The 11,203-nt window shown below is 37.3% G+C and carries 13 protein-coding genes; 1 reads left to right on the top strand and 12 read right to left on the bottom strand.

Features of this window, described 5'->3' with window-relative positions; translation table 11 throughout:
* From EWZ81_RS07830 to recR, 11 genes are all read right to left on the bottom strand, one after another.
* Positions 1 to 1,977 (bottom strand): porin family protein (locus EWZ81_RS07830; RefSeq protein ID WP_165549579.1); only part of this gene is annotated, 1,977 nt, incomplete at its 3' end.
* Positions 1,978 to 2,202: 225 nt separating this feature from the next.
* Positions 2,203 to 2,688: a GNAT family N-acetyltransferase gene (locus EWZ81_RS07825; RefSeq protein ID WP_165549578.1), complete on the bottom strand. Its 486-nt coding sequence runs from the start codon at positions 2,686 to 2,688 to the stop codon at positions 2,203 to 2,205.
* A gap of 89 nt (positions 2,689 to 2,777) precedes the next feature.
* Positions 2,778 to 3,533: a 7-carboxy-7-deazaguanine synthase QueE gene (locus EWZ81_RS07820; RefSeq protein ID WP_165549577.1), complete on the bottom strand. Its 756-nt coding sequence runs from the start codon at positions 3,531 to 3,533 to the stop codon at positions 2,778 to 2,780.
* A gap of 2 nt (positions 3,534 to 3,535) precedes the next feature.
* On the bottom strand, positions 3,536 to 4,138 hold the full coding sequence (locus EWZ81_RS07815) for a 6-pyruvoyl trahydropterin synthase family protein (protein WP_165549576.1): 603 nt from the start codon (positions 4,136 to 4,138) through the stop codon (positions 3,536 to 3,538).
* A gap of 1 nt (position 4,139) precedes the next feature.
* Positions 4,140 to 4,799, bottom strand: coding sequence for a hypothetical protein (locus tag EWZ81_RS07810; protein WP_165549575.1), 660 nt, complete (start codon positions 4,797 to 4,799; stop codon positions 4,140 to 4,142).
* Positions 4,796 to 5,599 carry a 5'/3'-nucleotidase SurE gene (surE, locus tag EWZ81_RS07805; RefSeq protein ID WP_000722496.1) on the bottom strand — a complete coding sequence of 268 codons (804 nt, stop codon included), beginning with the start codon at positions 5,597 to 5,599 and terminating at the stop codon, positions 4,796 to 4,798. Before surE ends, EWZ81_RS07810 begins: the two co-directional genes overlap by 4 nt.
* A complete protein-coding gene (locus EWZ81_RS07800; protein WP_165549574.1) occupies positions 5,596 to 6,507 on the bottom strand; it encodes a polyprenyl synthetase family protein in 912 nt (303 codons plus the stop codon). Before EWZ81_RS07800 ends, surE begins: the two co-directional genes overlap by 4 nt.
* Before the next feature lie 15 nt (positions 6,508 to 6,522).
* Positions 6,523 to 7,065: a GTP cyclohydrolase I FolE gene (gene folE, locus EWZ81_RS07795; RefSeq protein ID WP_165549573.1), complete on the bottom strand. Its 543-nt coding sequence runs from the start codon at positions 7,063 to 7,065 to the stop codon at positions 6,523 to 6,525.
* A complete protein-coding gene (gene htpX, locus EWZ81_RS07790) occupies positions 7,066 to 7,998 on the bottom strand; it encodes a zinc metalloprotease HtpX (protein WP_231630608.1) in 933 nt (310 codons plus the stop codon).
* Complete coding sequence (gene truD / locus EWZ81_RS07785; RefSeq protein ID WP_165549571.1) at positions 7,985 to 9,130, bottom strand: tRNA pseudouridine(13) synthase TruD; 1,146 nt, start codon at positions 9,128 to 9,130, stop codon at positions 7,985 to 7,987. Before truD ends, htpX begins: the two co-directional genes overlap by 14 nt.
* Positions 9,127 to 9,708, bottom strand: a complete 582-nt coding sequence (recR, locus tag EWZ81_RS07780; protein ID WP_001099598.1) for a recombination mediator RecR — start codon at positions 9,706 to 9,708, stop codon at positions 9,127 to 9,129. Before recR ends, truD begins: the two co-directional genes overlap by 4 nt.
* Before the next feature lie 168 nt (positions 9,709 to 9,876).
* Here recR and EWZ81_RS07775 point away from each other — a divergent pair, with 168 nt between their 5' ends.
* A complete protein-coding gene (locus EWZ81_RS07775) occupies positions 9,877 to 10,083 on the top strand; it encodes a 2-hydroxymuconate tautomerase family protein (protein ID WP_001115888.1) in 207 nt (68 codons plus the stop codon).
* Positions 10,084 to 10,152: 69 nt separating this feature from the next.
* On the opposite strand, the gene EWZ81_RS07770 is transcribed toward EWZ81_RS07775, so the two are convergent.
* The coding region (locus tag EWZ81_RS07770) for an outer membrane protein (RefSeq protein ID WP_165549570.1) at positions 10,153 to 11,203 on the bottom strand (1,051 nt) is incomplete at its 5' end.

Below are 11,203 nucleotides of genomic sequence, written 5' to 3'. Positions count from 1 at the left end.
CCACCCATAATTGAAAAACACCTTAAAATGGCTAGCCCCTTCATTGAAAACAAAAGAGTTCGTGTAATCGCTACCACTAGAAACGACGCTAGCTTTTCTTTGGATTAAAGGGATGCTAATCCCTACAGAATATTTAGAATGCTTATAGCGGTAATTCAACCCAGTAGCCACATCCAAATTACCGCTCCCTTTGACTTTGTTCAACACATAATAGCTGTTATACAAGCCCCTTAACCCCCCAAAGATACCAAAAGATGAAGAAAAGTTTCTTCTCGTTTGAATGCCTATAGGGCTATTTTTATTGGAGTAAGTGGTGATAAAATCCAACAACAAATCTATCCCCCCACCATAGCTCAATTGCTGGAATTTTTGATTAAGGGCTTTAGAATAGTTGTATTTGATAATGCCATAATAAGCTAACCCTATGAAATCATTAAAGTAATTTTGATAGCCTATCTTAGCATTAACCCCTAAAATAGGGCTTCTAAAACTTTGCGAAGCGCTTGAAAAATAGTGGTTGGTAACGCTAGAAGTTATAAAGGTTTTTTGAATGGTGCTGAGCATGGAATTGGCTAAATCTTGCGTGTTCAAACTAGCGTTTAGATTGTAGTTTGTTTGAGCGCTCAAATTAGCGTAATTGATGGGTAAAGCGTTTTGATTGATGAGCTGCTGCCAAACCGCTACCGTTACCCCTAAAAAGCCAGCTGGGACATCCGCACAATTGTGATAGATGGAATTAGGGTAGTTGCTAGGGAAAGCGCTCTGATTAGAACCCCCATAAAGCGAACACACATTATAGGGGAGGCCATCAGAATCTTTTGGCTTGCCATTTTCATTTTGACCGGTTGGCACTCTTTGGTAAGTCATGTTCCCGTTATGGGTATAGCCTTTGGTGTGGCTGAATTCATGCAAGATAGTCCTTAAATCAGCCAAATTAATAGTTTTAAGGTCATTGCCAAAGAGTTTTTTAGGATCTAAAGCAGAAGCCACTACCCCTAATGTGCCATATTCACCATCATTACCATATCCATTGGCTAACCCTACAACCCCTGAATTTTTTAAAACAACCGCATCAATTTCTATTTTTTTTCTAAAATTATTAATAATACCTTGTTTGTTGAGTATATATTGTTGATCGACTTTAGTATCAACACGCCCGTTTACTCCGGGATTTACACATTTTGAAGGATCATTATCGCAATCTGTTGAGCTGTTAGTGAATTCAAAAGGAGCGTTTAAGATCGCATCGCCCCAAGATTGGGAGTCTAAGACAGCGATCATGTTCAACATTAAATTGGTGAATTCTTCTGCGGTTTGTGGGGTGAAATTTTGCCAACAATCATTTTTTGTATTACCATTATTATTGTAAGGACAAGTGTTGAAATTGTTTGGATTTTCATTACTATATTTCATTATAAGATTTGTTTTAATGTTACTGAGCGTTTCAAACACCCTCTGCGTGTTAGCGTCAGAAATAGAAGTGCTAGTGGCTTCAAATTTTGGAAGAAAGAAAGTATAGGGGCCAATTTTATCAAACGCCTCTTTTAGACTATCAAACGCCTCCCCAGGTAAAACAATTTTAGAGTGTTTGGGGATAGTCTCTATCACCCCTAGATCAATCGCATTGCCTTGAGCGTCTGTAAAACTCAGTTTAACATTGCTTAAATTATAAGGTAAGAAATTTTCTATAGTTAATTGACCACCAATATACAACACTTTAACAGGGGATAAAGATGAAAAGTTTAATTGTGATATGGATTTAGCGTCTGTGAACAAATTAGCCGCTCTTTTTAAAATCGTGTCTGTGGGTAAATAATTATAAGTCGCATAAGTGTTTTTTGTGGTGGTGTGTCTTTTTTCTTGCGTTTGCGTGCCTTCTAATAGCCCGGTTTCAAACCCGGCTTCTATGAAAAAGCCATTTTTCTCATTCGCTTCTAAAGCGCTGAATAATAAAAGTGGGATGAATAGTTTTCTCATGGTTATCTCTTTTTAGTTTATAGTGTCTTTATTATACAATTTAAGGGAATGGTTTGTTTATTTTTCACAATTTAAAGTTTTTACAAGGGATTAGTGTTTCATATTAAAACAAAATTTTAAAAACAAGCGTTTGTTTTATAGTTTATTTATCATTAATTAGGCTATGTTAATCAAAGTTTGGTAGGGAAAATTATCGCTTGGGCATGTGTCAAATTGACGCGCTAATTAAGACAGAATCTTTTCCATAAAAAGAGTGGGGAAAATCAAAGTCTTTTCGCCCAACTCCACCACGCAATCCTCTTCTTTGATTGGCATAAAACCCAGCTTTTGATAGAGGTTGCATGCCTTGATTTGACTCTTGCTCACATGCAGAGAGATTTTAGTATAGCCTTTGATTAAAGCGTATCGCTCCACGCTCTCATAGAGTTTTTGACCCAACCCTTGAGATTGATAAGCGGTATTTATATGGAATTTGCACAGCTCGGCTTCTGTTTGATTGATATGATTAAGCCCACAGATCCCAATGAGCTTGTTATCCTTTCTCATTTCAAAAAATTCCCCGCCATACTCGCGCAATTTTTGAACGAACCCGCTAATGCTGGGCAAAAGATCCAAGCGTTGGATAAACCCTAAAGGGTTATCAGCGATGCGATCAGCGTAAAATTCTTCTAATTCAGTGGGGTATTTGGGCGAAAAAACTTTGATGGTCATGATTTCCTAACTTTAGAGGTAAAATAATCCCTTAATTGGTGTATGATAACAATTTTTAGCTTAAAATAATAACGCCTTGTATGATAGTTTTAAAACCCTTTCTTATTATCCCACAAGCGGATATGAAGCCTATCGCTCAGCCTGAAACCATGCTTTATGGCTAGGGGGGCTAGGGTTTTTAGATTTTTATCTAGCTCGTTGTTATTTGTGCCTAAGGGCATTAAAAAGATTTCATTATTTTTTAAGGAGAGTTGTTTCAAAAGGCTTTGAATTTCTATAATAGATTGAGCGGCGTTTTGACTCTCCAATACAAATTTAAAATGCGCGCTTTTAGCGTTATTTAAGATATTTTGTAAGGCTTTAAGGTTGATCCGCTTGCTTTCTTCTTCCAAAGAAAAAGAGAGTTTGACGCTCAGGGTGAAATGCAATTCTTTTAAAATAGGGCTAAATTCAAAAAAAATAGAGCCGTTACTCTCTACAAATAAAGGGATTTTTTTATGGTAAAAATGCTCTAGAACGCTGATTAAAATAGGGTTATTAAAATACAAGCTTGGCTCCCCGCCTGTAAGAATGAAATCAAAATGTTTATAATTAGGGGCTAAATTTTCTAAACGATCAATCAAAGGTTTAGGATCGTTGTAATAATCCCAAGTTTCTTTGAATTTAGGATGCACCGCATACAAGCTATCGCAACCTGTTAGGATTTCATCATTCAATAAGGTTTTACAATTAAAGCCCTTGCATGAAAGGTTACACCCCCCTAATCGTAAAAAAAGACTGGGCTTGCCTATGTTTTTTCCTTCACCTTGTAAGGAAAAAAAGCTCTCAACGACCGGGAGTTTCATTTTTAAGGGATCTGGTGTAAGGGTTTAGCGTGAAAAAAGCATTGTTTTTCATCGCTGATGATTTTATTGAAAAAATCCTTATCATGCCACAAACCTTGAATACCTTGTGAAAAAGAGACGCAATTTGGATGCACTAAAGATTTAAAATGAGGGTTTTCTAAATCGTTTAAAAAGCTTTCAGCGTAGCCGTTTTTAGTCTCATGCACGCGCACGCTAGAGACTTTTAACTCCCCTTCATTGTTAGAAAAAACGCTTTTTTGTAAAATTTTTGTCAGGTAGTATAAAAACATGAGAGCGTAACTCTCCGCGCTCAAATTAAACGAGCATTTCACGTAACGCGCACAATGATTTTCTATAAAACGCTGAAACTCATCGCTTTCTTTATCCCAAAAATGATGGGCATGATCAAAGGAGTCTATAAAGGTTTGCATTTCTTGTTGCATCAGCCCAAAATCTAATGCCATGTTCGCGTTATCCAAGCGGTTGGTTTCAATAAAGACTTCCACTTCATAATTATGCCCATGGATATTTTGAGCGCATTTTAAAGAAGAGCAATTGCGCACCACATGGCTAGCGCAAAATTTATACAATCGCCTGATAACCATTTCATTGCCTATAACATGGCTGATAAAGGGGCAGTCTTAAATTATAGTAGTAGCGTTCAGGGCGGTTAAAATCAATGCGTTTGATCGTGCTTTTAATCAAATCCCTATACAGCATTTGATAGCCACAAGTCCTTCCGCTCACGCTCCCATCCACATATAAAACCCGTTTTTGCAACACCACATCATACCAATCTAAAATAAAATGCGAATTAGCGCTCATTAAAATTTGCTCGCTAAAGCCATTGATAGCGTAATAATCCGTAGGGGTTTGAGAGCAATAAAACTGCCCCCCAAGAAAATAACAAGGCTTATTGACTTGATCAATCAGTTGGTAATTGTATTGATAAAACGGCACAGCTGAGATATTACGGACAATGCGCGCATAGATCACATTTTTGGCTTTATCTAATGGGAATTCCGCTTGCGTGAAGACATTGTAAAAGCCTAATTTTTGCAATTCATAAACAATCACATTGATATAATAAGAAGTCATCGCATCGCTTCTGTCATAAGCTACCACGATAGTGGAATTATAGTTGAACAAATAATCCCCTGTAACTTCTGAATAATACCCCATGTGCAAGCGGTGCTGGCATGCGTTAAAGAAGAATAGAACCCCAACAATTAGCCCTAAAAAAGCCAAGCGGTGCTTTTTATTCACTTTAACATTCCCTCATGCCAAGATTCCAAGCTTTTTAAATCATCATAACTGGTTAAGTCTAAATTTAAAGGCGTGATAGAGGCATGGTTTGAAGCGATAGCGTCAAAATCAGAGAGCCTGTCTTCATTTTCGCGCTTTTGCCATTCTAAAGGGTGCAACCCTAGCCAAAAATAGCTTTCATTTTTGGGGTCTGTTCGTTTATGCACTTCTTTTTTATACAGCCTATAGCCCTTAGGGGTGATGCGTTCGCCCTGATATTCTTGTAAGGAGCAATTAGGGACATTCACGTTTAGGAGTTTGCGCCCCTTTAAAGGGTAGCCTTTGGTGAAAACGCTTTGGACTAAATCCTGGATGATCTTTTGAGCCAGATCAAAACTGAAAGGGGTGTTTTTGTTTTTGTTAGAAAGGATCTGAGAAATCGCAATGGAAGGCACGCCCTGAATCGTGCCTTCAATCGCTCCGGCCACCGTTCCCGAATAAATCGTGTCTTCGCCCATGTTAGATCCAAGATTGATCCCTGAAATCACTAAATCAAAACAAACATGTTTAAAAAGCTCATTGATCGCCAAATACACGCAATCGCTTGGCGTGCCATCATCAATCCTGTAATGCCGGCCTTCTTTGCCTTTAATTTTCTCCGCTCTTAAAGGCGCGGTGATCGTGATGCATTGCGAGCATGCGCTTTTTTCATGCTTGGGGGCGACCACATAGATTTCTGCCATGTTTTCTAAAGCTTGTTCTAAAGCTTTAATGCCTTTTGCATGGTAGCCATCATCGTTGGTGAGTAGAATTTTTTTCATGTCTTGCCTTTAAATAGAGTGTTCAATAATGCGTTTAAATTTTCTTGCAATAAAGGATAAGCGGATTTTAGTAGATTTAAATCGTTTAAAACCTCTGTCTTTAAAGTTTGAGCGTAATTATTCGCCTTTTCTAGCCCTAACAAATTCACGAAGCTGTTTTTAGCGCCGTCTAAATGAGTGGTTTTACCGCTTTCTTTTTCATCTTGCGTAACATCTATAATATCATCTAGCACTTGAAAACAAAGACCCATTTTTAACCCAAAATCCTGAAGCCATTTTAAAAGCTCTTCATCTTTAATACCGCTTGCAACAAGCCCCATAATCAAGCTTGCACTAATCAATTTAGCGGTTTTATGCTCGTGTAAGAAAGTGAGTTGCTCTAAATTTAAGGGCGTGTTTTCAAAATAGCAATCCAAAGCCTGCCCTAAGATCATGCCTTTAATCCCCCCATTAGCACTTAAGATTTTGATCAATTCCACAATGATATGGCTTTCTAGTAAAGCGTTTGAAAGCAATTCAAAAGAATAAGTGTTGAGCGCATCGCCGATTAAAACGGCTGTGGTTTCATCGTATTTAGCGTGTAAAGTGGGGTGGTTTCTCCTTAAAGTGGCGTTATCCATGCATGGTAAATCGTCATGGATGAGCGAATAAGTGTGCAAGCATTCAATGCTTAAAGCGATTTTAAAATATTCTGTTTGTTGGTTAGAATAATCTTTTTGACCCACTAACGCGCAAAGCACGGCTAAAAAAAGCTTAGGGCGGAACCTTTTACCCCCATTAAGCACCATTTCAAAAAAGGCTTTTTCCAAATAAGGGTGGAAGCTTTCAAGGTGTAAATGATGGTGGTTTAAAAAGCTTTCAAAACGCTCGCACTCATTATGGTAAAAGGATAAATTAGGGTTATTCATGCATAGAATTATAACCTAAGATTTTAAGAGTTGTATAAATTCAGCTCTGGTTTTAGGGTCTTTTTTAAAGAGGCCTTTTAGAACGCTTGTTTTAATGATCGCATTTTGCTTTTGCACCCCTTGCATGCTCATGCACAAATGCTTGGCCTCACAAACCACAATCACGCCCCTTGGCTCTATGATTTCATCAAAGGTTTCAGCAATTTGAGTGGTCAGCCTTTCTTGGATTTGCAAGCGTCTGCTATAAATTTCAATGAGTTTAGCGATCGCGCTAATGCCTACAATCTTTTCTTTAGGAATGTATCCTAAACTGATATTCCCCAAAAAAGGGAGCAAGTGGTGTTCGCAAGTGGAGTAAAATTCAATGTTTTGAGCCACTATCATTTCATCGCAAACGCCTTGAAAATACGCGCTTTTTAAAGCCACTCTAGGATCTTCTTTATAGCCTTTATACAAGAATTTCCATAATTCTTGAACCCTTTTAGGCGTCTCTTTCAAACCTTCTCGATTCTTGTCTTCGCCGATACTTTCAAAAAATTGGTTGAAAAAATTTTCCACTTAAATCACACGCTTTCTTAAGGATTGGATACGATTTTTAATGCTAGGGTGGGTGCTAAACATTTCAGCGTTAAAAAGATAGGCCGCTGATCGGGTGCTATTTTTATCTATTTCTTTATAATCGTTATTGGTGTAATCGTTGGAAATTTTTTGTAAGGCTCTAATCATGGGCTTATTGTCATGCATTAAAAACGCCGCCCCGCTATCGGCCATGTATTCTCGTGTACGGCTCAAATACATTTGTAAAATAAGCGTTAAAAAAGGCAAAATGATCTGTAAGAGTAATAAAATCATTCGGGCCAAATTCGCCCCGCTATTCTTGCGATTCCCCATGAAAAAATACACGCTAAAATTAGCCACCAATAGCATGATATTGCTCAAAATCCCCACGCACATGGTCAAGCGGATGTCGTTGTGCCGTATGTGGCTGAGCTCATGAGCGATCACGGCTTTTAATTCGTCTCTATCCAACTTCTCTATTAAAGCGCTTGTAAGAGCGATAAGAGAATTAGATTCGTCCCACCCGCTCGCAAAAGCGTTCATGTAAGGGGCGTTAATGATATAAAGCTTAGGTTCAAAATGAAGCTTAGCCTCTTCTAAAAGCTCTAACAAAAGGCGATGGATTTGATTTTCTTTAGAGCTTAAAACCTTGCTTGGGTCAATAAGCTTGTATTCATCACCGCTTAACATGATAGAGCTAAAATTTTGGATACAAATAACAATAATAACAAAAGCCACTAAAAACATGATAATAGTGATCGTAGGAAAAATTTGAAAAGTCATGAGTTTAAAAAGGGCTATGCCTAAATCATTAGCGTTGATTCTAATAGCATCCACCAACAACCCGATAAAAGCAAAAATCGCGCAATAAGTGGTTAAAACCGCATTCGTTTTGAGCCTGTTTTGCGCGATAATCTTTTCAAAATTCGTCATTATTTTCTCCTTTCTCATGCTTGATTTCTTTGAGCAACGCACTCGCATAACTCCCTTTAGGCAAGTAAAATCCCAATTCAAATTGCGCTTTTTCTTTGATATATTGGGAAGTTACATTTTCTGCAAACACCCAAAAAAACCGCCTAGAGCCTAGCGTTTTAGCATGGCTATTTAAAAGGTTATGCTGGAATTCTTTTTCAATTTCAAAACTCAAATTTTTTGCATAAAGAGCTTTTTTGCCGTCTAGTAACCCTGTAGGCACAGCTTCTTTTTTCAAAAACCTTTCGCTTTCTTTTTCTAATTCTAAAGCGTCAAAAAATTTCCCATAAGGGTAATGGCACATCACATCGCCTTCTAGGATTTTAAAAGGGTGGGCTTGGTTTTTAAGGGCTTTTAGAGTGTTTGAATCAACGCTTAAATTTTTTTGTTTAAAAAATTCTAAACCCTCTTTTAAGCTAAAATCGCTAATGATTTTACTGATTTCTAATCGTTTGCTTAAAAGCGAATTAAACAAATAACTTTGATAGCTTGAAATTAAAAAAGCGTTTAATTTTTGATGAGCGAATTTCGTTTTATTTTGTAAGATTTTTAAACCCTCTTTATGGTTGTCATTGAACTTCCCAAAGCGTTGTGAGCCAAAATAATTAGGCATGCCAAACTGCGCGATTTGTTCTAAAACCTGCTTTGTTTTTTGAGCGTTTAGGGGGGTCATTTTTTTAAAACGCATAAAAAAGCGATTACCCTTTAAATGCCCTAATTTGATTTTATTATGATGGTAATTCAAAGATAAAATCTTAAGGTTTCTTTCTTGCAAATTATGCGTATTTTTTTCTAATAAAGGGGCGTATTTTTTAGGGAGTGAGATGAATTGAGTCGTCAGTGCGTTTTTATCTTTCAAGCCCGCATAACCCAATTCAGCGATTTTTACCCCTAAAATTTGAGAAAAAATGTGAAGCATTTCCAAAGTGTTTAAACCGCTTTTCCTCACTTGAATAACGGCATGTTCGCCTGTGTTGCTAAATTCATACAAAGGCACTTCATGCACGCAAAAATCCCTAGCACTAGAATTGAAATGAAAATCAATGCTCGCATGGTTATAAGCATGCAATAGGGGCATAAAATTTAAATTCATGCTTTGATCCTTGAATTAAACGCCCTTGAGAGCGAAACGGAGTCAATGTTTTCAAAATTCACTCCAGTAGGCACGCCTTGAGCGATTTTAGTGAAAGTGAGGTGGAAATGCTGTAATTTATCTTCAATATAAAGCATTAAAGAATCATTAGCTAAAGTGGGGGGGAAAGCAAAAATGATTTCTTTAATGTTTTCTTCAATCAGGCGTTTTTCTAGGGCGTTAAAATCCACTTCTTCTATGGAATTTAACACATAATAGCGCCCTAAAAAATCCTTTAAATCTTCTAAAATAAACACATCTCTTGGGTGTAAAACCATGCAAAGCTGAGAATTTTGCCGGCTTTCATCAGAACAAATCTCACAAACCTCACTCTCGCTGAGCGCGTTACAAGATGCGCATGTTTTAAGGTTTTCTAGGGCGTTCTCTAAGGCGTGCGTGATCTTGAGTGCCAGATAAGGGTTTTCCAAACCCAAATGATACGCCATTTTAAAGGCGGACTTTTTACCCACATTGGGGATTTTTTCTAAACAATCCACTAAATTTAAAAAGTGATTCAAGCTGTTTTTATAAGTATTCATTTTGTTAGTATATCAAACTTAACTTGACTTGAAAGCCACTAAAAGGGCTTTTATTGTTTTTATTTTATTGTTTTTTAAAAGGGGGTTTAATTAAATAATATGAAAAAGCGCTTAATGAAGCGTTTAATAAAAGTGTTATAATACGCTATCTCAATTTTAAGGAATAACATGCCGTTTATCAATATCAAACTTGTGCCAGAAAATGGAGGGCCAACAAACGAGCAAAAACAGCAATTGATTGAAGGGGTTTCAGATTTGATGGTGAAGGTGTTAAACAAAAATAAGGCTTCTGTTGTGGTCATTATAGATGAGGTCGATTCTAATAATTATGGTCTTGGGGGCGAGAGTGTCCATCATTTGAGGCAAAAAAACTAAATCTAGTTTTTAAAATTCAAAGGTTGCGATACGCTAAAACATGTAATGGGGTGCTTATTTTCTACCCCCCTAAAAATTATAAACATAACTCACATTAAACATGACAAGGCGTTTGAAAAAGAGGGAAGCGTTTAACCCCTTGCCATGCGTTTCATAAAAGGAACTTACCGCTAAAGGGATCTTTAAACCCATTTCAAAACCATTGTGCCTATTGACATTCACACGAACCCCAAAATTCAAAGGGATTTGGAAAAAACTCGTGTGCATTTTAGCTTGATAACCAGTCAAATAATTGTTGATAAAATCCATTTGACTCACCCACATGCCTAAACCACTCCCTACCCACGAACTCCCCGCTAAAGCAAAGCCTGCATAAAACCCCACGCTCGAATGTTTTTGTGCATTATCAATGAAATTGAAAAGATAATCTATGCCAAGCCCATAGAGGTGGTTATTCATTTTGCCTAAACCATCAAAGCCGTTACCCACAAAACCAAAATTAGTGTAACCATAGTCATAGAACAAGTAATAACGAAACCCTTGATTTTTTTTCTTGGTAAAGAAATGCTTATACCCTACGCTCAAACCTACCCCATACATGCTTGAAACGTTTTTAGAATAAGAGTTAGGATCAAGCGCGTTTAAGGAATTTGAAATTGCAGCGATCTGAGAAGATAAAGAAGAAAGCATGCGGTTTTGAGATTGATTGAATTGCAATTCTAAATTTCTTAAGTTTTCTACCAATTCTAAAGGGTTAGTAATGGGTTCTTGCATTTTTTCTAACGCTTGGGCTAGTTTAGGGTTAGACGCAATTCCACCGCTAAGCATCATTATTTTTTCAATGTTTTGAAGGGTGGATTGCAGGTAGTAAGTTTCGGCTTGTTTTTCAGTGGGGGTTAATTTAGCATCGTTTTTTAAAGCGTTGTTGATGTAGTTAAAGGTGTTGGGCATGCTGGTGATTTCATTTTTGACTTGATTGAGTTTATAGATTTTGTTTTGAGCGTTAGAAATGATTTGGATGCGTTCTTGATTCAAAAAGGGGTTATTGTGCTGGATGGCATGACTGATAGAATATTCAAACCCCACGCTCGCATACGCCCCATTTTCTTCAGCGATACAA

This window comes from Helicobacter pylori (assembly GCF_011140715.1).
GTDB lineage: Bacteria > Campylobacterota > Campylobacteria > Campylobacterales > Helicobacteraceae > Helicobacter > Helicobacter pylori_DA.
This window is presented reverse-complemented; position numbering and strand designations above follow the sequence as displayed.

Excerpts from the sequence above, each read along its gene's own strand:
- EWZ81_RS07820 (WP_165549577.1), bottom strand. The coding sequence starts at position 3,533 with ATGAAACTCCCGGTCGTTGAGAGCTTTTTTTCCTTACAAGGTGAAGGA.
- recR (WP_001099598.1), bottom strand. The coding sequence starts at position 9,708 with ATGAATACTTATAAAAACAGCTTGAATCACTTTTTAAATTTAGTGGAT.
- EWZ81_RS07825 (WP_165549578.1), bottom strand. The coding sequence starts at position 2,688 with ATGACCATCAAAGTTTTTTCGCCCAAATACCCCACTGAATTAGAAGAA.
- htpX (WP_231630608.1), bottom strand. The coding sequence starts at position 7,998 with ATGACGAATTTTGAAAAGATTATCGCGCAAAACAGGCTCAAAACGAAT.
- truD (WP_165549571.1), bottom strand. The coding sequence starts at position 9,130 with ATGAATTTAAATTTTATGCCCCTATTGCATGCTTATAACCATGCGAGC.
- EWZ81_RS07815 (WP_165549576.1), bottom strand. The coding sequence starts at position 4,138 with ATGGTTATCAGGCGATTGTATAAATTTTGCGCTAGCCATGTGGTGCGC.
- EWZ81_RS07800 (WP_165549574.1), bottom strand. The coding sequence starts at position 6,507 with ATGAATAACCCTAATTTATCCTTTTACCATAATGAGTGCGAGCGTTTT.
- EWZ81_RS07775 (WP_001115888.1), top strand. The coding sequence starts at position 9,877 with ATGCCGTTTATCAATATCAAACTTGTGCCAGAAAATGGAGGGCCAACA.
- surE (WP_000722496.1), bottom strand. The coding sequence starts at position 5,599 with ATGAAAAAAATTCTACTCACCAACGATGATGGCTACCATGCAAAAGGC.